Genomic DNA, 21,716 nt, shown 5'->3' with positions numbered 1-21,716 from the left:
GGAGAAAGGAGATTACCATCACCTCGCACGAGTTTCAGGATGTGATGTATGCTGGACTTGCTCCAGTGAAGCAACTCATTGTAGACATGGCAGATAAACTACCCGTTACCTATATCTCATCAGTTGATGAGGAAGGCTACCCTTGTATGAAGGCCATGCTGTCGCCACGCAAGCGCGAGGGCATAAAGGTGTTCTATTTCACCACCAATACCTTCTCTGTTCGTGTGGCTCATTACAGGGCAAACCCGAAAGCATCTATCTATCTGTGTGACGAGAGTAACTTCCGTGCCGTAATGTTGAAAGGTACCATGGAGGTTCTGACCGACCAACAAAGCAAGGATATGATATGGCGTGAGGGAGATACACAGTACTATCCCGGTGGAGTCACCGACCCTAACTATTGTGTTCTGAAGTTCACGGCCACAGAGGGCCGCTTCTACAGTGACTTCTATCCCCGTAGTTTCGTAATAGAATAACATTACCGCCTATTTGTCATTTGTTTGGAATGGCAACAACCTATATTAGACATGGTCATAGGAATAATTTGGCTTTGAAGATGAATATAGTTTCATGCCTGATAAGGTTATTAACCTTAAAGCCGTAAGGTTATTAACCTTTCAGGCAACTTAACGGTTTTCGTCTTTGGATGGATTGGCATTAAACATTTCATTCTTATTTTGTTATGTCTATACTTGTACCTGTATTTGCCCTCATGGTAGGGCTCTTATCCCCTCCGCTTATAATTTCGATTGGGATGTTGGTTGTGGGATTGATTTTCGTATTCCTGTTAGTTTGTGAAAATAAAATAAAGAAATGATATGAAGTCCAAAGCAATTATCGATGATATCAACGAGGTTATGAACCGTGAGATACCCTTACTTCTCTCTCTTTCTGACGAGCAGGTGAGCATAAAGAGAAACAAGCAAAACCGTACAGTGAAGATGCTCGTGGGCCATCTCATCGACTCGGCATCCAACAACCATCAGCGTATAGTGCGACTGCAATATGCACCCCGTTGCGGACACTCGATGCCAAACACGGAGATGGGAATGCTTGTCTTCCCGGACTATACTCAGGACAATGACCTGTGGATTCAGCTTCAGGACTATCAGCATGAAGACTGGCAACAGCTCGTTATGCTGCTGAAACTATACAATCAGCACATCTGCCACGTCATCCGCTCTGTTGACAAGACCAAGCTCAACAACTATTGGGTGGACTATGAAGGCTGCCGTGTGACTCTCGATGCAATGATATGCGGATATATAAACCATTTGAACCTGCATTTCGAGCAGATTCACGAACTATTGTAGGATTATTGTAATTTACTTAGTAAATATCATGGTACGGTTGAATTATCTTGACAATCTGAAGGTAGTATTGACCTTCTTGGTAATATTCCATCATGCGGGACAAGCGTATGGTGACGGTGGCGAGTGGGGATATACTCCTTCAAATCCTGCGGAGGTGATGCCTTGGATATGGCATTTCTTCTCTACCAATGCCGCTTTCTTCATGGGATTGTATTTTTTCATTTCCGGGTATTTTGTACCAGGCAGTTACGACCGACAGGGTTTTGGCACTTTTGTCAGGAAGAAAATTCTTCGTCTTGGAGTACCATTGTTGTTGATGGGCGGTCTTTTGACATCCGCTACAGGCAAGTTCGAGTTTGCCCATATGTGGTTTGTGGAAAGTCTTTTGATATTCAGCTTCTTCTATGCCGTAGTTAGGAAAAGATGCTCGGCAATATCTAAAGACTGCGATTCACGACCGACACTAATAGGGCTGTTTATTGCTGCCATAGTGATGGGCATCGGCAGTTATTTCATTCGTCAGGTGAGTCCACAAGCTAATTGGATAGGTCTTAGTTTATGGATATTTGAGCCTGCACATTATCTTCAGTATGTTATGATGTTTGCTTTGGGCATACTTGCCTACAGGTTTTGCTGGCTCGACAAGATGACCAAGACGACGGGTATTGTGGCATTGTTGATAGGTGGAGCTTTGGCTATAGGAAACTATGTCCGACAAGACGGTGAGTGGAATGATTTCGTTTGGCAATGGTTTGGAATCTATGAGTCGCTGATGTGCATTTTCATCAGTTTCGGATTGTTGTGGCTATTTAGGGAGAAAGTCAATATGGGCAACAATGCGCTCTCTTGGCTCTCAGCCCAGAGCTACGGAGCATATATAGTTCATTTGCCGTTGATGATTTGTTTTCAGAATATGTTTGATGGCGTGTGGATGGGAGCCTTCGGCAAGTTTATGTTTGTCGGTGTTGTCACAACCCTTCTGTCATTCGCACTTACATGGTTGCTTCGACTGATTCCAGGCGTGAAGAGAATAATTTGAAAAATATATAATGAGTATGAAGAAAGTATTATATGTTTTGCTGCCGCAGTTTGCTGAGCATGAGTTGCCTTATCTTACGCAACCGCTGCGTTCAGATAGCATGGCAATGAAGGAGAATCCTAAGTATGAGAACAAGATTGTGGCTGAGTCGATGGAGCCCATTGAGGCTATCAGCGGTTTCCGCGTTTTGCCCGACTATACTTTTGACTCCATTCCCGAGGACTATGCAGCCCTGGTGCTCATTGGGGGCTATGGTTGGAAGAGCGAGGCCGCTGAGCGTGTCGCTCCGCTCGTTGCCGATGCTATCAGGAAAGGGCGCATAGTAGGAGCTATCTGCAATGCTGCCTCATGGATGGCGAGCAAGGGATTTCTCAACGATGTACGCCACACGGGCAATGGTATTGAGCAGTTGCAGCTGTGGGGTGGTGCTTATACCAACGCCGCCGGCTATGTCAACGCACAGGCTGTGAGCGACAGGAACATAGTTACGGCCAATGGCAGCGCCAGCATAGAGTTTGCATGCGAGATTCTTACCTTGCTCAAGAACGACGATCCGAAGGAGATAGAGATGTATCGTTTGTTCTACAAGATGGGGCTCGTGGAGTTCGGAAAGATGATGTCGCAGGCGAAACCGCGTTTCACGTTCAATACCGTTGGCCTCTTTACCACCGACAATGCCAAGATGGTGGCTTTCTATCGCAATATCTTCGGTTTCCAAACGGAATGGAACGGAACAGACTCTAATGTAGAGATGACACTCGGCACATCACGCATCATCCTCTTCCCCCGCGACGCCTTCGAGCAGATGACATCTCATGAGTATGCCTATCCCGATGGTACTAATGGTACATTGGAACTGTCCTTCGATGTTCCCGCATTTGCTGATGTAGACAAGGAGTATGATCGTGCAGTAAGCATGGGTGCTCAACCTGTCTTTGCCCCTACGACAGAGCCTTGGGGACAGCGCACCTGCTATGTGGCTGACCCTGAAGGCAACTTGATAGAGATCTCTTCGTTTGTTGAATGACAGATACACGATATAGACACACGGGGCGATGAACTCGTTCTTTGGATAAATGAGAAAGAAACACGTGACGTAACGTTACAAAATTATGTGTTCAGCAACGTCTTGCAACATAGATTTGGGGATTTTCGATTTCCTTCGTATTTTTGCACCAGAATTTCAATATGTCACAGTAGTATTCTTGTACCATTCTTATAGATGAAAGACCGTGTTTTGGCGTAATTATAATCCTTAAGAATAATGGGGGGCAAAGTTATAGTTTCTAATAGCCTATGGATAAAGAATTTGATACGATAAACCAGATGTACCTGTCACAGCAATTTCTTGATGACAGCGAAGAAGAGCATCAAGTGGAAGAATGTCGATCGATGATCAGAGCGTACGCTTTCACCGAAAATGCCAGATTATTTCTGGGAGGAGATAGGGTAATCATGATTCAATAATATAGTAAAATCGAGTGATTATTTGGAGTGCTACTTCAGATTTTCATTCGTTTTTTTGTTGTTGCAATAATGTTTAGTATCTTATGTACCCATAATAACGTTCATATAATAATATAAAGGAGACCTTAACTAAAGGTCAAAATCAACAAATAACGGTTGCTAAGCTAGCCATTCTTCCCCTTATAGGATAATAAATATTAAAAATGTGCGAAGTGTCACGTTTTTCATAGGAAAAATGTGTAATTTTGCCACAAATTCATAGGAATGGAAATAACGAGAGATATATTTAACGACCTGAAGGCTTGGAAAGATAGCAAGCGAAGGAAACCATTGGTGATGCAGGGAGCACGCCAAGTGGGCAAGTCGTGGGCATTGAGAAAATTCGGTGAGGCATGTTTTGAGAAGTTGGCATATTTCAATTTCGATACAATGCCTGAACTTAAGGAAGATTTCAAGCGCAGCAAGCGTCCGGCGGATATTATTAAGGTGTTGGAGATGACATCTGGTATGAGCATACAGCCAGACACCACCCTGATAGTATTCGACGAGGTGCAGGAATGTAATGAAGCGCTGAACAGTTTGAAATATTTCTGTGAAGATGCCCGTGATTATGCCATAGCCTGTGCCGGTTCATTGCTTGGTGTTGCACTCAATCGTCAAGGTGCTTCATTTCCTGTAGGCAAGGTTGATTTCATGACTCTCTATCCATTGTCGTTCACTGAGTATTTGCGAGCTGTTGATACGGGTTTGTATTCATCTTATATGATGATAGACGGCAGTATGCCTGTTCCCGAAGTGCTTCACGGCCGATTGATTGAGGCATATAAGGCATATCTCGCATTGGGTGGTATGCCGGAAGCAGTAAGTGATTTTGCCGACAATCGTGAATGGCAGGCAGTGCAAACAATTCAGCAAAATATATTAAAGTCCTATTCCCTTGACTTTTCGAAACATATCAACAACAAAGACATACCACGGGTGTTCCAAGTGTGGAACAGTTTGCAAGACCAACTGGCTAAGGAAGACCGCAAATTCCGTTATGCCGACATACAAAAGGGAGCGAGAGCCAGGGAATATGAATCTGCCATCGAATGGCTATGCCTTGCCGGAATCGTACAGAGGGTAAATATGATTGAAACTCCTCGTTTGCCATTGTCTGCATACAGCAAGAGCAATGCCTTTAAATTGTATCTGAATGATGTCGGTCTGTTGTGCAGTAAGTTTTCATTGACTGCTCAATCTGCAATATCCGGCAACAGACTATTCACTGAGTTCAAAGGCATTTTATCGGAAAACTATGTATTACAATCATTGAGACGGCAATTCGGTGACAGTATTTTTTACTGGACTTCCGGCAATACGGCAGAAGTGGAATTTGTCTTGCAGATAGATAATGAGATAGTGCCGGTGGAGGTGAAGTCTGAAAACAATGTCAGGGCTAAGAGTCTGTCCATTTACCGTAAGGCCTATTCTCCCTCATTGTCTTTGCGTTTTTCCACAAGGAACATCCGCCAGGATGATGACCTTCTAAACCTGCCCCTGTATCTTGCCGACAGGATATCGAAGATATATGGTATGACATCAACTTCATAAATAATGAAAAAACTGGATTACGACTACTGCCATGCTGCCCCTGTGCTTAAATGGATGAGCCAGAAATGGGCGTTGGTGGGTCGCCCCTCGCCCAGAATTTCCTTAGGGAAATAAGCTATATAGTGGCATGGGGGCAACTTCACTTCGGGAAGATTCCAACCGCCACATAAAACCTTGAAATAATGTCACATTCACCATTATTTTTATTTTTGTATTCATTTTTTTGTGGTCGCGACATGTTTTGACGCAAAGCATCATTATCTTTGCAACCAAAATTGATAATGATATGAGCAAGCAGGTAGAACAGATGCGTAGGATGCTGCTTATCCTAAACAACATAAAGAAACGGCAACGGATATCCAAGCAGGAGCTTTTGAGCCGTGTCAACGATAGCCTATATTATATATATGGATATAAGGAGATAGGTGTAAGGACATTGGAACGCGACCTTGAAGATATCGAGTCTATGTTCTGTGTGAGTATTACATACGATCGAAGCAACAATTAGTTATTCAGACTTTGGGGAAAGTAAAAGAATCAAACGTGACCACAATCATGACATTGAGGTTATAAGGAGAAAACTGAATGGAATTTTTTGACGTACAGATAACGACAGACCTTGGAGAGACTATTGTCCTCCAAGTGTCTGCATCTTCGCCACAGTCAGCCGAGATGACTGCTATTAGTATGGTGGAATGTGGAGATGCCGGAACAATAAGCCAAACTGTAGTTGACTGTTTCGCATTAAAGTAATGTAGATTTCATGAAATTATTTGGAGAATACACATTTTTATTGTAATTTTGCGTTACGATGGCTCGATTGTTATATATCATAGCAGGATGTAATGGGGCGGGAAAGACCACAGCTTCCATGACGATACTACCAAAAGCTCTTTTGGTAAGGGAATTCGTGAATGCTGATGAAATCGCCAAAGGATTGTCGCCATTCAACCCCGAAGGAGTAGCAATAGAGGCTGGAAGACTTATGCTTGAAAGGATTGATTGTCTGATTAGAAGAGGAGAGTCTTTTTCCATCGAGACTACACTAGCCACACGCTCATATATCAATCTTGTAAGACGTGCCCACACCGAAGGATACCAAGTGCATCTTATTTACTTTTGGTTGAAATCCCCAGAACTGGCTATGCAGCGAGTGGCTGAGCGTGTTGCCCATGGTGGCCACAACATTCCTCAAGACGTCATCATCAGAAGATATTCCGCCGGTATCTCCAACCTATTCAACCTGTTTATGAATGAGGTTGACAGTTGGATGATATACGACAATAGTGATAATGATAGAGAAGAAATTGCGGTTGGGGCTAAAGAGATAATAGATATAATCAATTCTGTGAAATTTGAAACAATTAAAAGCTATGTCAGAAAAAGAACTTGAGATATTCCGTAATAAAGTAAGGGCAGGCCTTCTTGAGGCCGAGCGCAACATGCTGCACGAAAAGGCGGCAAGGGGAGAGACGTGTGTTTATCAAGACGACAACGGAAGGATATATCACGTTGCGGCAAAAGATGTGATTGCCGCCAACCCTCGGTTTCAATAATCATGACTTAAGATAGAAAATATTGACATCATCCTTTTTGACGTGTACTGATTCTGGTTAACAGTTTTGTTTGTTAAAACTGATGTTGTTTACACTCCAACGATTGGCACAATGTGCATTATCTTTTTGATGGCAGTTATTCCCCTCAAGAGTACAATAATTTTCCAATTGAATTGAATTTCATGATGAAAACAGAAAGAATAACGCTTCGCCATTGGCTTGAGACGGATGCCAAGGCTTTGTATAAATACGCAAGTGACCCTGAGGTAGGGCCGCGTGCAGGTTGGCAGCCTCATAAGTCTGAAGAGGAGAGTTTGGAGATAATACGCACAGTGTTCAATAATCCTACAACATGGGCCATCGTATGGAACGAAACAGGCGAGGCAATAGGAGCCATTGGCTATGGTCCGTCGTGCGACTGCTCCCTGCCTGCTCGGGAAGGAGAACCCACGGTGGGCTATTGGGTAGGTAAGCCATATTGGGGAAAGGGCATCTGTACTGAAGCTCTTCGGCTTATGATTGCACATATTCGTGAAACAACCGTTATTCGTTCGCTCATCAGCGGACATTTCACAGATAATCATGCATCTGGACGAGTAATGGAAAAGTGTGGTTTCGTAGCTACCGGCGAAACCGTATTCGACAACAGTCTGCACTTAGGAGAGAACAGGCCTATAAGGGTATTGAGGCTTGAACTTAAGTCACTTTAAGCATCGTTATAGGGGGTAGAGCCATCAGTCTAGTAATAGGAAACTGCTGTGTAGGAAAACATGGGAAGGCTATTTTGACTTTCTCTTGTTTTTGCTTTCAACGAGGTTGTACGCTTCTGTAATCCACTCTTTCACGCAGCGTCCGTCTATATGCTCATAGTAGATGTCGCTCCAGTGCTTCTTGTTCCAATGCCATGCTGGCCTTACCCACTCGAGCTGTTCTCTCAGTTCTTCATTGCGCTCAGGCCGTAACTTAGTAGCGAAGTGGGGTTCAACGGCATTTAGACAGAGGCACAGGAAAATCTTCCCGTTTATTCTGAATACAATGTTGTCATCGCCGAAAGGCATATCTTCGGTTACTTCCGGCAGGGATAAAGAGTATTCCCTAACTTCTTCGATGTTCATAGTCTGATGTTGGTTAGCGGTATGGTGAGATTATCGAGTGGGGGAACAGCCCCCAACTTAATATGTAAACACCGTACAACAGAGAATTGGCTCTTCGTTGTACGGTGCATATATAAATACTGTTGTCTTATACAAGATACTGTGAGCTGATGCTCTCGTTGCTTACTACCCTGCGGATGGTCTCGGCAATCATGTCAGCCACAGAAAGCTGTTTAACCTTGGAGCACCTGTGGGAGTAGGGGATGGAGTCGGTGAATACAATCTCCTCAAGAGCGGAGTTCTGAACCCTTTCTGATGCGGGGCCACTCATAACGCAATGCGAGGCACATGCCCTTACGCTCAGAGCACCAGCTTCCTTCATTATGTCGGCAGCCTTGGTTATGGTGCCTGCAGTGTCGACCATGTCGTCGATAACGACAACATTCTTGCCCTTGACATCACCAATTATCTGCATGCTCTCAACAACATTTGCCCTGGCCCTGGTCTTGTTGCATAGTACGAGCGGACAGCCGAGATACTTGGCGTATGTGTTTGCCCTCTTGCTTCCGCCTACGTCAGGAGATGCTATTACGAGGTCCTTAAGGTGGAGGCTCTGCAGATATGGCAGTATCACCCCTGAGGCGTAGAGATGGTCAACAGGTACGTCGAAGAAACCCTGTATCTGGTCTGCATGCAGGTCCATCGTTATCAGCCTGTCTATGCCTGCCACACTCAGCAAGTCAGCAACGAGCTTAGCTCCGATGCTTACCCTTGGCTTGTCCTTGCGGTCCTGTCGTGCCCAGCCGAAGTATGGTACAACCGCGATGATGTGCCTTGCCGATGCTCTCTTGGCAGCATCGATCATGAGCAGAAGCTCCATCAGGTTGTCGGAGTTGGGGAATGTGCTCTGAACGAGGAATACGTCACGGCCACGTATGGACTCTTCGTACGACACTGCAAATTCTCCATCAGAGAACTTCGTGACAACGAGGTTTCCCAATGGACATCCTAAGCTTGCGCAGATTTTCTCTGCCAGGTATCTCGTGCTTGTACCCGAGAAAACCAAAAAAGAGTTTTGTGCACTCATTTTTATTATTGGTGTTTTTATATGTGTTTATATATTGTAGTGTGCTGAGTAATGTTACCTGACGGCATTTCTTAGTTTCTCGAAATGTGCTATGAGTTCCTTGAAGTCGGTCTGGTTGTGTATGTCGAAGCGGCTCCAGAGGTCACCGCAGATGACGACGCCTCCGAAGCCCAGCGTCTTTGCCATACGGATATTGTCGAGGCTCATGCCGCCGAGTGCGTACACATGCCTGTCGATGAGTCCCTTGTCTGCAGCATCCTCAAGTTGCTGCTGTGTGAAAGTCTTCTTCTCTTCGCTGAACTCTATGCAGTCGAAGATGTTTTTCAGGAATACGCAACTTGACTTCTTCTTCATCTCCTTGAGCATCTGTATGTCGGTGCACGTGCGCCCTATTTTCCCCTTGTAGTTGTTGGGAATCTCAGTGTCCGCGCTGTCAAGGTGTATGCCGGCGAGGTCGTACTCGTTTTTCAAATAGAAATGGTCGTGTACAGTGATTTTCCTGTAATAATCCTCAGGTATAAGAGACAACAGGCGCTCAGCATATAAAGGTGTGGACCCTGGCTTGAAAAGATGCAGGTTGTCCATACCCTCGTCGAAGAGCGTAGTTAGTATTTTGTCTTCTTCCACAAAGAATGTGGATTTAGTCATTATTACGAGCTTCATCGTTTCTCTTGTTTTCGAGTGCAAAAGTAGGGATTTTATCCCAAATTTGCAATTATTACGGAAATAAAAAGCTATCTTTGCACTAAAATTGTTGTAATATGATTGTAAACAAGCAAACTTTCAGTGAGATTTCCGTTCCGACATACATTTTGGAAGAGGAAGCGTTACGTCGTAATCTTACCCTGATAAGCCATGTCGCCAAAGAGTCGGGAGCTGAGATAATTCTCGCTTTCAAGGCATACGCCCTCTGGAAGACGTTCCCGATATTCAGGGAGTACATATCGTCAACCACGGCCAGTTCCCTCAATGAGGCTCGTTTGGGCTTTGAGGAATTTGGTGCTCCCACCCATACGTACTCACCAGCATACCTTGACTCGGAAATCGAGGCTGTCGCCCGCTGCTCAAGCCATCTGACCTTCAATTCCTTGACACAGTTTGAGAGACTGCATGGGGCTGCCCTCTCGGCCAATTCCAATCTGAGTATAGGGCTGAGGGTTAATCCGGAATACAGCGAGGTAGGTACTGAACTTTATAATCCATGCGCTCCCGGTAGCCGGTTCGGTGTCACCAGTATAAAGCTTCCTGACGTCCTGCCTTCCGCTATAGAGGGATTCCATTGTCATTGCCATTGCGAGAGTGGGGCAGATGTGTTCGAGCGTACCCTTGTACACATAGAGGAGAAATTCTCACGGTGGTTTCCTCAGCTCAAATGGATAAACTTTGGTGGAGGCCATCTGATGACGCGCAAGGGCTATGACGTCTTACACCTTATTAATATAATAAAGGGATTCCGCATGCGATATCCGCACTTGAAGGTTATACTTGAGCCAGGCAGTGCGTTTGGATGGCAGACGGGACCGCTTGTGTCGCAGGTCGTGGATGTTGTTGAGGACCGGGGTATCCGTACCGCCATACTCGACGTCAGCTTCACATGCCATATGCCCGATTGCCTTGAGATGCCATACATGCCTGCCGTACGTGGTGCGGATGTTGTCGGCGATGACGAGGATGTAAATGGTATGGAGCATGTCTACCGGCTGGGTGGCAATTCGTGTCTTAGTGGTGATTTCATGGGTCAGTGGCGTTTCGACCATGAGTTGCATATTGGCGAGAATGTCATTTTCGAGGATATGCTCCACTATACGACGGTAAAGACAAACATGTTTAACGGGGTGAACCATCCTGCCATAGCGTTGCTCCGAATGGATGGAAATCTTGAAATCTTGCGTCAATATGGCTATGACGACTATAAAAATAGGATGGATTGAAGGAAAAAAAGCACTTTTCTAAAAAAAAAGTGGGAAAAAGTTTGCTGGTTCGGAAAAAAGCTGTACCTTTGCAACCGCATTAAGAGAAGTGCTCCTTGCAGCGCAAGGAAATGCGGAAATAGCTCAGTTGGTAGAGCACGACCTTGCCAAGGTCGGGGTCGCGGGTCCGAGTCCCGTTTTCCGCTCACATTCTGGAAATATGACCAACAAGAAGAATATCTTCTAATGCCCAGGTGGCGGAATTGGTAGACGCGCACGTTTCAGGTGCGTGTGCCGAGAGGCGTGCAGGTTCGAGTCCTGTTCTGGGCACTAATATTCAGAATGGATTAATGTTGGAGAGGTGGCGGAATTGGTAGACGCGCTACTTTGAGGGGGTAGTGTCAATTGTGACGTGGGAGTTCGAGTCTCCTCCTCTTCACATTTTATATTTAGTGTTGCGGAAATAGCTCAGTTGGTAGAGCACGACCTTGCCAAGGTCGGGGTCGCGGGTCCGAGTCCCGTTTTCCGCTCTTTTCTTTTAAGAGAAACATAACAAAATCAATGAATTTATATTTACGCTATTTTGACAACGAGACATTAGTACATAGTGTCGAGGAAGCTATTGATTTTCTTAGTTCCATATCAGATATTAACATGACTGAGGAACTTGAGGCTGATATTCGTGACTATGCCGCAAGTGATGTCTTTTATCCGAAGAGGTATAAGGTGCGTTCAAGAGTTTATTTCATCGTTATTAAAACTCTTGCGCAGACCATGCTTGATTTCAAGCAAAAGAAAGCTATACATCCAAACACCAATAACGCCAACATGCCTATAGACCGCAGGCAGAATGCCGACAATCCGCTAGCACGTCTAAACGAAAAGAAACAGGGATGGTATGAGGGTGAGCTTGACTTCAAGCGCGTTGTCATGGTGCCATCAACAGGAAAGTTTGAGTATCGTGACACTAAGTTCGTAGCTCGCTGCAAGGCAGTATCGGGCATGGACTGTTACAACCGTATCATAGAGAATCTTCGAGACCGTGTTGACGCCCGTAGCCAGTTCCCGTCAGCAAAAGGAAAGAATTTCCATTTCAAGTATCTTGGAATGTGGAAGTAAGTATATTTGTCTGCTAATCAAAACCTGAAATGCTATATGAATAAGGTGATGTTGATAGGCAATGTGGGCAAAGACCCTGAGGTACATTATTTTGAGGCTGATCAGGCTATTGCTAAAGTCTCATTAGCCACAACTGAGCGCGGTTATACTCTGCCAAATGGCACTCAGGTACCTGATCGAACAGACTGGCACTATCTGATGTTCAGCAGAAGGCTTGCAAAGATAGTTGAGCAGTATGTGCATAAGGGTGACAAGATATATGTGGAAGGTCGGCTGCGCAACCGTTCATATGACGACAAACGTGGTATCAGACATCAATATACCGAAATAGAGGTGGAGAACATGGAACTTCTGACTCCACGCTCATTATCTCAGACACAAAGTCAGGCTCAGCAACAGCCTCAAACGTCGCAACTGTCACAGCAGCGACAGCAACAGCAGGAGTCGGACCTCAATGAGCAGCTGCCATTTTGACTTTGATCAGATTTACAGTATGAACGCAAACAGCAAATATTAAGTAAAATTGGACTTTATAGACATACAACACATTAGCGATCTCGTGGTTTTCCAACCGATTACCACGGGTGTTCTGTTAGCAGCCATTCTGGCTGCTTTCTTGCTTTTATTGTCTGGCTTCGCCAGTGGTTCGGAGATAGCATTCTTCAGCTTGTCTCCACAGGACCTTGACAACCTCGATCCAGAGAAGAATCCTGCTGACAAGAGCATTTCCATATTGCGTGATGACTCTGAGCGAACACTCGCTACAATACTTATCACGAACAACTTCGTCAACGTAACCATCATCATGCTGTGCAATTACGTCATAGGCTCGTTGGTTTGGTTTAAGTCTGAAGTGCTGGAATTTCTCTTCATCACTGTCCTGCTCACTTTCCTGTTGCTGCTTTTCGGCGAGATTATGCCGAAGGTTTACAGCCGTCAGGCTCCATTGGCTTTTTGCCGCCGTGTTGTGTCGGGAATAGTATTCTGCCGCAAGTTCTTCTGGCCATTGGAGACCATACTCATACACAGCGGCATGCTTGCAGAGAAAGTCGTGCAGAAAGAGGCACGGCAACTGAGCGTAGACGATTTGGAGCAGGCGCTTGAGCTTACTGACAAGAATGAGATTAAGGAGGAGAAGAGCATGTTGCAGGGCATTATCCGCTTTGGTGACGAAACGGCCAAGGAGGTGATGACGAGCCGCCAGGACATTGTTGACCTGGATATCCGTTCGAGCTATACCGATGTTCTGAAGTGCATAGTTGAGAACAACTACAGTCGCATACCTGTATATCGGGAAAACACTGACAACATCTGCGGTATATTGTATATAAAGGACTTGTTGCCGCATCTTAGCAAGCCTTCGTCATTCAGATGGCAGAGCCTTATCAGACCTCCGTATTTCGTGCCCGAGACTAAGAAGATTGACGACCTGCTGCGTGAGTTCCAGGAGAACAAGGTGCATATTGCCATTGTTGTCGATGAGTTTGGCGGTACCAGTGGTATCGTAACCCTTGAGGACATTCTTGAGGAGATAGTCGGTGAGATAAACGATGAGTTTGATGAGGAGGAGAAGACCTACTCCAAGCTGAACTATAATACCTATTTGTTTGAAGGCAAGACTCTTCTTAGTGACTTCTGCCGCATCTTACAGATTGACGATGACGAGTTTGCTGATGTCGAGGGTGATGCAGACACGCTGGCAGGACTTCTGCTTGAGCTAAAGGGCGATTTCCTGAGCATCCATGAAAAGATAGACCATCTTAACTACTCGTTTGAGGTTGTTGGATTGGAGGAGAGGCGTATAAGCCGTGTGAAGGTCATAGTACACGACAAGAAGAATGGCGTTGCTTAGAATAGACCATCTGACGTCAGGGGCTATCCTTGGCATATGGCGCATGGAGGAGACAGTCAGCGATATGCTCGCCATGATGCCGTCGCTTGGTAAACTGCAGCATGTGCTGGACTCTCATAGTCGTGATGCCCGTCGGCTTGAGGTGTTGTCTGTGCATGCTCTTATACATATTATGACGGGTGACGGGAACCTTGTCGTCAGCCATAATAAGGATGGACGTCCGTTTATTGATGGCTGGCATGTAAGCATCAGCCACACCCGTGGCTATGCCGCAGTTATTTTGTCCCCTCAGCATGATGTGTCGGTAGACATTGAGTATGTTAGCAATAGGGTTGCCAAGATTGCTGGCCGGTTTATACGTGACGATGAGCAGGACGATGGCATTACCCGTCAGCTGGTATGCTGGTGTACCAAGGAGGCTGTCTATAAATACTTTTCCTCACAACATCTGGCCTTACTCGACATCCGTCTCCACGTCTACGAGCTGTCATCCGCAGGAAGTATCATAGCCGAGAATATGCAGTCAGGCGATATGGTAACAGTAAATTATTATGTGACAGATTGCTTCGTTATGACTTATATAATACCATGAACATATCAGAGATAGAGCGCAAACTATTTGAGATGCAGGATGTCCGTTATCGTGATTTCAGCAGCTCTCTGATGCCTGATGTCAATAAGGATCGCGTTATTGGAGTCAGAACGCCTGAACTCCGTCTTCTTGCCAAGAATTTGGCAAGGGAATGTCCAGACGTTGTCTTGGGCATGAGTCTGCCAGAAAAGTATTTTGAGGAGGACAATCTTCGTGGTTTTGTTATTGCTGAGTTGAAAGACTACGATAGGGTAGTGGCTGAGCTTGACAAGTTCCTGCCTTTTGTTGATAACTGGGCAACATGCGATATGCTTCGTCCAAAGCTTTTCCGCAATCGCCGTTATAGTGAGCGCCTTGAGTCTGATGCCTGCCGGTGGCTCTCCGATAGTCGGCCTTTTGTTTGCCGTTTTGGAATAGGCATGCTAATGACACATTTCCTTGATGATGGTTTCTGTGAAAGTCATCTTCACCTTGTTGGCTCTGTTGACAACCCACATTATTATGTACGAATGATGGTGGCATGGTATTTTGCTACGGCCCTTGCAAAACAATATGCCTACGCCATACGTTACATAGAAGCCAACAAATTACCTGTGTGGACGCACAACAAGTCCATACAAAAGGCTGTTGAAAGCCGTAGGGTTAGCCTTGAGCACAAGGCGTACCTTAGGACATTGAGACGGTGACGGTCACCTTTGTTATTTCTTCTTGTTCAATGTCAGGCATGTCCATTCATTGTCTGTCCTAATGTCTGTAATTTCCATTCCCAGTTCTGCAGCTTTTTCTTCAAGCAATGGTACGTCTGAAGAGTAGAAACCGCTGATAATGAGTGTGCTTCCGATAGTCATAAGCGATGCGAATACAGGCATGTCGCTCAGCAGAATGTTGCGGTTGATGTTTGCCAAGACGACATCGAATTTCTCCTTGACTTCTTTCAGTATCGATGCGTCGCCGAGCATCACCTGCATGTTAGTGACATTGTTTATGCTTGCGTTGTGCGTGGCGTTGTGCGTGCTCCATTCGTCTATGTCGTAGCCTATTATATCTTTTGCTCCGAGCTTTGAGGCCGCTATGCCGAGTATTCCGGTACCGCATCCGCAGTCGAGAACCCGTTTGCCTTGCAGCTTCTGGTTGAGGAGTGCCTCTATGACCATGCGCGTAGTCTCATGGGTGCCGGTGCCGAAAGCCTGCCTTGTCTCTATGCCTATTGCAATGGGAGTCTTTATGCTGTCTGCATCCTGATGTCTTGCGTCATATACCGTGATGGCGCCGTTTATGTCTATTGGCTCAAAGCCAGCCTCTTCCCACTCGCTGTTCCAGTCCTTGTATTCTGCATCCTTCACGGTATATGTGATGCTTACGTCGGGCAGAATGAAGCTTTTCAGGGCTTCGTCCATCTTCTTCCTGTCGTAAGCGTCCTTCTGTATATACCCCATGATGCCGTCCTCTGTATCCTCAAAGCACTCAAAGCCCACTACGCCCAGGTCGTCGGTTAGCAGGTCGCGGGCAATCTGTATCATGCCGTCTTGGCATTCTATTTTGATATCTGCAACTATATATTCCATAATTATTAGTTAAAAATCACATGCAAATATATAAAAAATAGGGAAATTCCTATCATTCTTTAGGGTTTTTCCGTAAATTTGCAATATAATCATAGTTAATTTTGCAACGTGAATAGTAAAAACAGAAATAAAGGAGTAGAAAACATGAAAAAGTTAATTCTCTTATTAGTCTTGTGTGGAGCGATGCCCCTGACCATGATGGCGCAGGACGATGACCTCTACTTCACACCAAAGAAGTCGGCTAAGGCAGAGCGTGCGGAAGTTGTCTATGACAACAGGCCCGCATATTATGTTGGCAGCAACCGCCCGGTCGATGAGTACAACCGACGCGGACGCTATCGCAGCTCCTATCAGACCATCAGTGCCGACTCCGTGGCAAGTGATGTGATAAGCTTCGAGGCAGGAGCAGGAGTCTATCCCGACTCAGCGTATATTGACACCACTTTCGTCTTTTCCGAGTATACCGGCAATGACTTTGCAGGCGGATATGACGATTCGGATGACTATCGGTGCACCCGCTACATGAGCCGTTGGGATGGTTATTGCGCTCCATGGCATTACGGGTGGCACTCGCCATTCTGGTATTCCCGTTACGGCTGGTACGACCCATGGTACTATGACTGGTGCTATGATCCATGGTATTATGGCTGGTACGACCCGTGGTATGCCGGTGGCTACTGGGGCTGGCACAGATGGCATGGCTGGTATGGTGGCTGGTATGACCCTTGGTTCGGACATTATCCAGGATGGGGTGGTGTGGCCGTCCGTCCCAACCGTCCTGGAGGAAGCATCAGCGGAACGAGCAACCATGGTCTTGTAGCAGGCAGGCTGGGCAATGGCAAGAATACAGGCAGCTCTCGTTTCGGCAACCGTAGAACGGTTTCCACAGCTACGTCGCAGTCTACATACCGTTTCGGCTCCCGAAGCTACAATACCGGTGACAGCCGCAACAACACATACCGCAACAACAGCTATACTCCATCCAACTCACAGTCGACACCATCGTTCAGCGGCAGCCGCTCCATAGGCTCAAGCTCTTCGTCGGGCGGCTTCTCTGGAGGAGGCACCCGCGGCGGCGGCTTCTCAGGCGGCGGTGGCGGTGGACACTTTGGTGGCAGACGATAACAGCGTCGCGGTATCAACATATATATAATATAATATAATGTAGTAACAAATATATTCCAACGTTTTCGTTAAGCCAGATGAGCAATGATGAACTTGTTCAGTCATTGCCATGGCGAGAAACGGTTGGATAAAATTCAACCCATAATATGAATACAAAATTATTTAGTCTGGCAGCATTGTCGTTTATGACGCTCTCTGCCTATGCGCAAGAAACATACGAGAATACCAATCTTATCGATAATGACCTCAACGGTACCGCACGATATGTTGGTATGGGAGGAGCTATGGACGCTCTCGGAGCCGACATCTCCACCATTGGTACTAATCCTGCCGGCATCGGCCTTTTCCGCAAGTCGCAGGTGACAGGCTCCTTTGGCCTTGTATCGCAGCAGGATGTCGAGAATTTCTCGCCTGGCCACAAGAACACTGTCAGCTTCGACCAGATAGGCTTTGTCTTTGCCAAGCGCTCAGGCCGTAACTCTTATGTGAACTTTGCGTTCAACTATCATAAGAGCAAGAATTTCAACCAGATACTTGCTGCCTCCGACCGTCTTGACGGTGCATCGCAGAACAAACTGTCGTATATAAAGTTACGCAGCGGCCTGCTTTATGAGCTTGACAACGAAGGATTTCCTGATGAGGGCAAAACTTGCATCACAAACAACCAGCTGGATTACCTATATTATAACAACCTCATAAAATACGGGAACGACTACGGCTACTATGAGTCTACGGCCTACGACTTCAACAAGGCCACGAGAGGCTATATCGGAGAGTATGACTTCAATATTAGCGGCAATATAAATGACCGTGTGTATCTCGGACTTACTGTCGGCATACATGATGTCCACTATAAGGGCTACAGCGAGTACTGCGAGCAGTTCGCGCCCAACATCGACAATATCGGCCAACTGGCCGTTGTTGACGACCGCGAGATTACCGGTACTGGTTTCGATGTAAAGGCCGGCGTAATCTTCCGTCCTGTGGAGGACAGCCCGTTCCGTATAGGCGTGTCTGTGGCTACACCAACATGGTACGACCTTACCACTACCAACTATACATATATGACTGATGGAAATGCTGCACCTGACAATGGTGAGGCCTACGACTTCAAGCTCTATACTCCTTGGAAGTTCGGACTGAGCCTTGGACATACCGTTGGCAACTTCCTGGCTATCGGAGCAGGATATGAATATGCCGACTACACATCCATGGACACCCGTGTCATTGATGGCGGATATTATGATACATGGTATGGCACTTATTACGATGAGTCGAGCAGCGACAAGAACATGAACCGTCATACGGAGCGTACGCTAAAGGGGGTGAGCACCGTAAAGCTTGGCCTCGAGTTCAAGCCTGACCCAATGCTGGCCATACGCTTCGGCTACAACTACGTGTCGCCACTCTTCGAGAAGAACGGCTATAAGGACGGAACCATCACCTCCGAAGGCTCTTACTACGCCTCTTCTACCGACTATGTCAACTGGGAGTCCACCAACCGTGTTACGTGCGGTATCGGCTACAACGTAGGCAAGTTCAGCTTTGATGTAGCCTATCAGTACAGTGCGCAGAACGGCAACTTCCACCCCTTCCTCGACAGCTACGGCGACTTCGACAATCCCGACGGAACCATTGAGAGCATTGACAACTATGCCGATGCCGTGAAGGTAAGCAACAAGCGTCATCAGCTTTTGTTCACATTGGGATATAAGTTCTAAGTTGTCAGCTTGTCAGCTGAATAATGGAGAGTATGGAATTTTTACATCGGAATTCTTTACTCTCCATTTTTTTTGTTACCTTTGCATCTGCAATTACTTTATGTCTATGAAACGAACCTTATTTTTCTTGACAGCGTTATTCATCCTCGTTTCTGCTTATGCCCAGAAAAGGGAATTCAGGGGTGCGTGGATACAGTGTGTAAACGGACAGTTCCAGGGTATGTCCACGTCGGCTATGCAGGCTACCTTGACGGAGCAGCTTGATGAACTGCAGCGTGATGGTGTCAACGCCATCATTTTCCAGGTGCGTCCAGAGTGTGATGCCCTCTACGAGAGCAAGCTCGAGCCTTGGAGCCGCTTCCTTACAGGTGTTCAGGGACAGGCGCCATCGCCTTACTGGGACCCCCTGCAGTGGATGATAGACCAGTGCCATAAGCGCGGAATGGAACTGCATGCGTGGATAAACCCCTATCGCGCCAAGACAAAGGGTACAACCTCCTTGGCCGCCAACCACATAGCCATAACAAATCCCGAACGGGTGTTTGCCTACGATGGACTGTACATACTCAATCCCGGTATTCCACAGAACAGGGATTACATCTGCAAGGTTGTCGACGACATAGTAAGCCGCTACGACATTGACGGCCTCCACATCGATGACTATTTCTATCCCTATCCCGTACCGGGACAGGTGATACCCGATGATGACCAGTATCGTCAGTATGGCAATGGCATCAAGAACCGTGGCGACTGGCGGCGCTACAATGTCAACCTCTTCATAGAGCAGCTCTCCAAGACCATCCATCAGCGCAAGCCATGGGTGAAGTTCGGTGTGTCGCCCTTTGGCATCTACCGCAATAAGAAGAACGACCCTCTGAACGGCTCCGATACCAACGGGCTGCAGAATTACGACGACCTGTACGCCGATGTGCTCCTTTGGGCCAACAACTCCTGGATAGACTATTGTGTGCCGCAGATATACTGGCAGATAGGCCACCCTACGGCAGACTATGCGACGCTCATGAAATGGTGGAACAAGTATTTTGCCAAGTGTCCCCTGTATATCGGTGAGGACGTAGAGCGTACCGTGAAATACCCCGATCTTGCCAACCCTTCCGTCAACCAGATGCCCGCCAAGTATGCCATGCACAAGCAGCTTCCCAATGTCAAGGGTACCGTGCTCTGGTATGCCAAGGCCGTTGCCGACAACGTGGGCAACTATGGAACCATTCTTCGCAACACCTACTGGCGTTATCCGGCTCTACAGCCACAAACCCCCAATATAGATGAAAAGGCTCCTGCCAAGCCAAGAAAGGTGAAGCCCGTATGGACGAGCGATGGCTACATATTGTTCTGGACAGCTCCAAAGGGTAGCGGATGGAAGGATGAGGCTGTACGCTATGTCGTTTACCGCTTTGCAAAAGGACAAAAGGCCGACATCAACAATGAGCGTAGCATCGTTGCCATTACTACCGACACCTTCTACAAACTGCCATACGAGGATGGTAACACATCATATACATATATGGTGACAAGCCTCGACCGCATGTCCAACGAGAGCAAGGCGGCAAAGAAGAAGGTGAAGCTCTGACAGGCATAAGCCAATCTGGCACAAGAGCATTTGCCGATTACACAAATCGCTCTGTATGTGCAGAAAAAGCACGTAATGAAAAGGTTTTCGTACAAAAACTGTTAATGTATCTTTAAAGATATGCACAATTCGGTTGCAAATGTGTAATTTTGCAGCCGAATTTATTTTTGTATATATGAATCACGATTTATTGAAAGGAAAACGCGGTATCATCTTCGGCGCATTGAACGAGGATTCTATCGCATGGAAAGTAGCCGTGAAGGCTGTAGAAGAAGGTGCCAGGATAACACTCAGCAACACTCCGATGGCACTGCGTATGGGTGAGCTTGACGGTTTGAGCAAGCAGCTTGACGCCCCTGTAATCCCTGCCGATGCAACAAGCGTTGAAGACCTGGAGAAGGTGTTCGCACAGTCGGTGGAACTTCTTGGTGGAAAGATTGATTTCGTTCTCCACTCCATAGGCATGAGCCCTAACGTACGCAAGCGCCGTACATACGATGACCTCGACTACAATTATCTTCAGAAAACACTCGACATCTCTGCCATCTCTTTCCACAAGATGTTGCAGGTGGCCAAGAAGCAGGACGCCATAGCAGAGTATGGTTCCGTAGTGGCTCTCACATACGTAGCCTCACAGCGCACATTCTTCGGCTACAACGACATGGCCGATGCCAAGAGCATGCTCGAGAGCATAGCACGTAGCTTCGGCTATATCTACGGACGTGAGAAGAACGTACGTATCAATACCATCTCGCAGTCGCCAACCCCAACCACAGCAGGCAAGGGCATCAAGGATATGGACAACCTCATGGACTTCGCCAACAAGATGTCGCCTCTCGGCAACGCTTCTGCCGAGGACTGCGCCAACTACTGCGTCATGATGTTCAGCGACTTCACACGCAAGGTTACTATGCAGAACCTGTTCCACGATGGCGGCTTCTCGTCAATGGGTATGAGCCTCCGCGCCATGAACCAGTACTCTAAGGACCTCACTCCTTACGAGGACGAGAACGGAAAGATTATCTATGGATAAATTCTTTATTAGATATTCAGATAGTGTTCTGTAAATATACTTGCAGTTGAGGCGGATTT

The 21,716-nt window shown here is 46.5% G+C and carries 23 protein-coding genes, 4 tRNA genes and 1 pseudogene; 24 read left to right on the top strand and 4 right to left on the bottom strand.

What is annotated here, in order from left to right; all coding sequences use genetic code 11:
• Window positions 1–44: 44 nt before the first annotated feature.
• The 10 genes and pseudogenes from CIL02_RS16430 to CIL02_RS13305 all read left to right on the top strand — a co-directional run bounded on the left by CIL02_RS16430 (window position 45) and on the right by CIL02_RS13305 (window position 7,678).
• Window positions 45–476 (top strand): pyridoxamine 5'-phosphate oxidase family protein, encoded by a 432-nt coding sequence (locus CIL02_RS16430; RefSeq protein ID WP_170935104.1) that lies wholly within the window; start codon window positions 45–47, stop codon window positions 474–476.
• Window positions 477–818: 342 nt separating this feature from the next.
• The gene (locus CIL02_RS13345; RefSeq protein WP_094402449.1) at window positions 819–1,313 is read left to right on the top strand and encodes a DinB family protein; all 495 of its coding nucleotides are present in this window, start codon (window positions 819–821) and stop codon (window positions 1,311–1,313) included.
• A gap of 28 nt (window positions 1,314–1,341) precedes the next feature.
• On the top strand, window positions 1,342–2,352 hold the full coding sequence (locus tag CIL02_RS13340) for an acyltransferase family protein (protein WP_094402447.1): 1,011 nt from the start codon (window positions 1,342–1,344) through the stop codon (window positions 2,350–2,352).
• 10 nt (window positions 2,353–2,362) lie between these two features.
• Window positions 2,363–2,956 (top strand): annotated as a pseudogene (locus CIL02_RS16780) (DJ-1/PfpI family protein); the annotation flags it as partial.
• The gene (locus tag CIL02_RS16775) at window positions 2,942–3,379 is read left to right on the top strand and encodes a VOC family protein (protein ID WP_371589506.1); all 438 of its coding nucleotides are present in this window, start codon (window positions 2,942–2,944) and stop codon (window positions 3,377–3,379) included. The pseudogene CIL02_RS16780 and the gene CIL02_RS16775, both read left to right, overlap by 15 nt.
• A 704-nt stretch (window positions 3,380–4,083) precedes the next feature.
• Window positions 4,084–5,412, top strand: a complete 1,329-nt coding sequence (locus CIL02_RS13325; RefSeq protein WP_094402446.1) for an ATP-binding protein — start codon at window positions 4,084–4,086, stop codon at window positions 5,410–5,412.
• A gap of 286 nt (window positions 5,413–5,698) precedes the next feature.
• The gene (locus tag CIL02_RS13320) at window positions 5,699–5,920 is read left to right on the top strand and encodes a hypothetical protein (RefSeq protein WP_094402444.1); all 222 of its coding nucleotides are present in this window, start codon (window positions 5,699–5,701) and stop codon (window positions 5,918–5,920) included.
• Between the two features lie 303 nt (window positions 5,921–6,223).
• On the top strand, window positions 6,224–6,805 hold the full coding sequence (locus CIL02_RS13315; RefSeq protein WP_094402443.1) for a zeta toxin family protein: 582 nt from the start codon (window positions 6,224–6,226) through the stop codon (window positions 6,803–6,805).
• Window positions 6,786–6,968 carry a hypothetical protein gene (locus CIL02_RS13310; protein WP_094384305.1) on the top strand — a complete coding sequence of 61 codons (183 nt, stop codon included), beginning with the start codon at window positions 6,786–6,788 and terminating at the stop codon, window positions 6,966–6,968. The genes CIL02_RS13315 and CIL02_RS13310 overlap by 20 nt, the downstream gene beginning before the upstream one ends.
• Window positions 6,969–7,150: 182 nt before the next feature.
• Window positions 7,151–7,678, top strand: a complete 528-nt coding sequence (locus CIL02_RS13305; protein ID WP_240513703.1) for a GNAT family N-acetyltransferase — start codon at window positions 7,151–7,153, stop codon at window positions 7,676–7,678.
• A 69-nt stretch (window positions 7,679–7,747) separates the two neighbouring features.
• Here CIL02_RS13305 and CIL02_RS13300 read toward each other — a convergent pair whose 3' ends face one another.
• From CIL02_RS13300 to CIL02_RS13290, 3 genes are all read right to left on the bottom strand, one after another.
• Window positions 7,748–8,083 carry an MmcQ/YjbR family DNA-binding protein gene (locus tag CIL02_RS13300; protein WP_094402441.1) on the bottom strand — a complete coding sequence of 112 codons (336 nt, stop codon included), beginning with the start codon at window positions 8,081–8,083 and terminating at the stop codon, window positions 7,748–7,750.
• A 127-nt stretch (window positions 8,084–8,210) separates the two neighbouring features.
• Window positions 8,211–9,149, bottom strand: a complete 939-nt coding sequence (locus CIL02_RS13295; protein WP_094402440.1) for a ribose-phosphate pyrophosphokinase — start codon at window positions 9,147–9,149, stop codon at window positions 8,211–8,213.
• A 54-nt stretch (window positions 9,150–9,203) separates the two neighbouring features.
• Window positions 9,204–9,812, bottom strand: a complete 609-nt coding sequence (locus CIL02_RS13290; RefSeq protein WP_094402438.1) for a thiamine phosphate synthase — start codon at window positions 9,810–9,812, stop codon at window positions 9,204–9,206.
• Window positions 9,813–9,910: 98 nt separating this feature from the next.
• Between CIL02_RS13290 and nspC the strand changes: the two genes are divergently transcribed.
• The 10 genes from nspC to CIL02_RS13240 all read left to right on the top strand — a co-directional run bounded on the left by nspC (window position 9,911) and on the right by CIL02_RS13240 (window position 15,308).
• On the top strand, window positions 9,911–11,080 hold the full coding sequence (nspC, locus tag CIL02_RS13285; RefSeq protein WP_094402437.1) for a carboxynorspermidine decarboxylase: 1,170 nt from the start codon (window positions 9,911–9,913) through the stop codon (window positions 11,078–11,080).
• A 112-nt stretch (window positions 11,081–11,192) separates the two neighbouring features.
• Window positions 11,193–11,265, top strand: a tRNA-Gly gene (locus CIL02_RS13280).
• Between the two features lie 42 nt (window positions 11,266–11,307).
• A tRNA-Leu gene (locus CIL02_RS13275) sits at window positions 11,308–11,389 on the top strand.
• A gap of 25 nt (window positions 11,390–11,414) precedes the next feature.
• Window positions 11,415–11,498 (top strand) — tRNA-Leu (locus CIL02_RS13270).
• Between the two features lie 18 nt (window positions 11,499–11,516).
• Window positions 11,517–11,589: transfer RNA gene (locus CIL02_RS13265), tRNA-Gly, on the top strand.
• A 31-nt stretch (window positions 11,590–11,620) separates the two neighbouring features.
• Window positions 11,621–12,178 (top strand): hypothetical protein, encoded by a 558-nt coding sequence (locus CIL02_RS13260; protein WP_094402435.1) that lies wholly within the window; start codon window positions 11,621–11,623, stop codon window positions 12,176–12,178.
• Between the two features lie 36 nt (window positions 12,179–12,214).
• Window positions 12,215–12,652 carry a single-stranded DNA-binding protein gene (locus tag CIL02_RS13255; RefSeq protein ID WP_094402433.1) on the top strand — a complete coding sequence of 146 codons (438 nt, stop codon included), beginning with the start codon at window positions 12,215–12,217 and terminating at the stop codon, window positions 12,650–12,652.
• An 85-nt stretch (window positions 12,653–12,737) separates the two neighbouring features.
• Window positions 12,738–14,030 (top strand): gliding motility-associated protein GldE, encoded by a 1,293-nt coding sequence (gene gldE / locus CIL02_RS13250; RefSeq protein ID WP_371589505.1) that lies wholly within the window; start codon window positions 12,738–12,740, stop codon window positions 14,028–14,030.
• Window positions 14,017–14,622: a 4'-phosphopantetheinyl transferase superfamily protein gene (locus CIL02_RS13245; protein ID WP_094402430.1), complete on the top strand. Its 606-nt coding sequence runs from the start codon at window positions 14,017–14,019 to the stop codon at window positions 14,620–14,622. Before gldE ends, CIL02_RS13245 begins: the two co-directional genes overlap by 14 nt.
• Window positions 14,619–15,308, top strand: coding sequence for a DNA alkylation repair protein (locus tag CIL02_RS13240; RefSeq protein ID WP_094402428.1), 690 nt, complete (start codon window positions 14,619–14,621; stop codon window positions 15,306–15,308). Before CIL02_RS13245 ends, CIL02_RS13240 begins: the two co-directional genes overlap by 4 nt.
• 12 nt (window positions 15,309–15,320) lie before the next feature.
• Here CIL02_RS13240 and prmA read toward each other — a convergent pair whose 3' ends face one another.
• The gene (prmA, locus tag CIL02_RS13235; protein WP_094402427.1) at window positions 15,321–16,187 is read right to left on the bottom strand and encodes a 50S ribosomal protein L11 methyltransferase; all 867 of its coding nucleotides are present in this window, start codon (window positions 16,185–16,187) and stop codon (window positions 15,321–15,323) included.
• Between the two features lie 144 nt (window positions 16,188–16,331).
• Here prmA and CIL02_RS13230 point away from each other — a divergent pair, with 144 nt between their 5' ends.
• The 4 genes from CIL02_RS13230 (at window position 16,332) to CIL02_RS13215 (ending at window position 21,657) form a co-directional block, all read left to right on the top strand.
• Window positions 16,332–17,312 (top strand): hypothetical protein, encoded by a 981-nt coding sequence (locus CIL02_RS13230; protein ID WP_094402425.1) that lies wholly within the window; start codon window positions 16,332–16,334, stop codon window positions 17,310–17,312.
• Between the two features lie 146 nt (window positions 17,313–17,458).
• Entirely contained in the window at window positions 17,459–19,033 is a 1,575-nt protein-coding gene (locus tag CIL02_RS13225; protein ID WP_094402424.1) for an OmpP1/FadL family transporter, read from the top strand.
• A 106-nt stretch (window positions 19,034–19,139) separates the two neighbouring features.
• Window positions 19,140–20,624 carry a glycoside hydrolase family 10 protein gene (locus CIL02_RS13220; RefSeq protein WP_094402422.1) on the top strand — a complete coding sequence of 495 codons (1,485 nt, stop codon included), beginning with the start codon at window positions 19,140–19,142 and terminating at the stop codon, window positions 20,622–20,624.
• 175 nt (window positions 20,625–20,799) lie between these two features.
• Window positions 20,800–21,657, top strand: coding sequence for an enoyl-ACP reductase (locus tag CIL02_RS13215; RefSeq protein ID WP_094402421.1), 858 nt, complete (start codon window positions 20,800–20,802; stop codon window positions 21,655–21,657).
• Window positions 21,658–21,716: the final 59 nt, after the last annotated feature.

This window comes from Prevotella sp. P3-122 (assembly GCF_002251365.1).
GTDB lineage: Bacteria > Bacteroidota > Bacteroidia > Bacteroidales > Bacteroidaceae > Prevotella.
Note: the sequence above shows the minus strand (reverse complement) of the source record. Positions and strands in the feature narration are given on the sequence as shown.

Bases quoted from the DNA above. Each gene is read 5' to 3' on its own strand.
- CIL02_RS16430 (WP_170935104.1), top strand. From the start codon at position 45: ATGTATGCTGGACTTGCTCCAGTGAAGCAACTCATTGTAGACATGGCA.
- CIL02_RS13345 (WP_094402449.1), top strand. From the start codon at position 819: ATGAAGTCCAAAGCAATTATCGATGATATCAACGAGGTTATGAACCGT.
- CIL02_RS13340 (WP_094402447.1), top strand. From the start codon at position 1,342: ATGGTACGGTTGAATTATCTTGACAATCTGAAGGTAGTATTGACCTTC.
- CIL02_RS16775 (WP_371589506.1), top strand. From the start codon at position 2,942: ATGGGGCTCGTGGAGTTCGGAAAGATGATGTCGCAGGCGAAACCGCGT.
- CIL02_RS13325 (WP_094402446.1), top strand. From the start codon at position 4,084: ATGGAAATAACGAGAGATATATTTAACGACCTGAAGGCTTGGAAAGAT.
- CIL02_RS13320 (WP_094402444.1), top strand. From the start codon at position 5,699: ATGAGCAAGCAGGTAGAACAGATGCGTAGGATGCTGCTTATCCTAAAC.
- CIL02_RS13315 (WP_094402443.1), top strand. From the start codon at position 6,224: ATGGCTCGATTGTTATATATCATAGCAGGATGTAATGGGGCGGGAAAG.
- CIL02_RS13310 (WP_094384305.1), top strand. From the start codon at position 6,786: ATGTCAGAAAAAGAACTTGAGATATTCCGTAATAAAGTAAGGGCAGGC.
- CIL02_RS13305 (WP_240513703.1), top strand. From the start codon at position 7,151: ATGATGAAAACAGAAAGAATAACGCTTCGCCATTGGCTTGAGACGGAT.
- CIL02_RS13300 (WP_094402441.1), bottom strand. From the start codon at position 8,083: ATGAACATCGAAGAAGTTAGGGAATACTCTTTATCCCTGCCGGAAGTA.
- CIL02_RS13295 (WP_094402440.1), bottom strand. From the start codon at position 9,149: ATGAGTGCACAAAACTCTTTTTTGGTTTTCTCGGGTACAAGCACGAGA.
- CIL02_RS13290 (WP_094402438.1), bottom strand. From the start codon at position 9,812: ATGAAGCTCGTAATAATGACTAAATCCACATTCTTTGTGGAAGAAGAC.
- nspC (WP_094402437.1), top strand. From the start codon at position 9,911: ATGATTGTAAACAAGCAAACTTTCAGTGAGATTTCCGTTCCGACATAC.
- CIL02_RS13260 (WP_094402435.1), top strand. From the start codon at position 11,621: ATGAATTTATATTTACGCTATTTTGACAACGAGACATTAGTACATAGT.
- CIL02_RS13255 (WP_094402433.1), top strand. From the start codon at position 12,215: ATGAATAAGGTGATGTTGATAGGCAATGTGGGCAAAGACCCTGAGGTA.
- CIL02_RS13245 (WP_094402430.1), top strand. From the start codon at position 14,017: ATGGCGTTGCTTAGAATAGACCATCTGACGTCAGGGGCTATCCTTGGC.
- CIL02_RS13240 (WP_094402428.1), top strand. From the start codon at position 14,619: ATGAACATATCAGAGATAGAGCGCAAACTATTTGAGATGCAGGATGTC.
- prmA (WP_094402427.1), bottom strand. From the start codon at position 16,187: ATGGAATATATAGTTGCAGATATCAAAATAGAATGCCAAGACGGCATG.
- CIL02_RS13230 (WP_094402425.1), top strand. From the start codon at position 16,332: ATGAAAAAGTTAATTCTCTTATTAGTCTTGTGTGGAGCGATGCCCCTG.
- CIL02_RS13225 (WP_094402424.1), top strand. From the start codon at position 17,459: ATGAATACAAAATTATTTAGTCTGGCAGCATTGTCGTTTATGACGCTC.
- CIL02_RS13220 (WP_094402422.1), top strand. From the start codon at position 19,140: ATGAAACGAACCTTATTTTTCTTGACAGCGTTATTCATCCTCGTTTCT.
- CIL02_RS13215 (WP_094402421.1), top strand. From the start codon at position 20,800: ATGAATCACGATTTATTGAAAGGAAAACGCGGTATCATCTTCGGCGCA.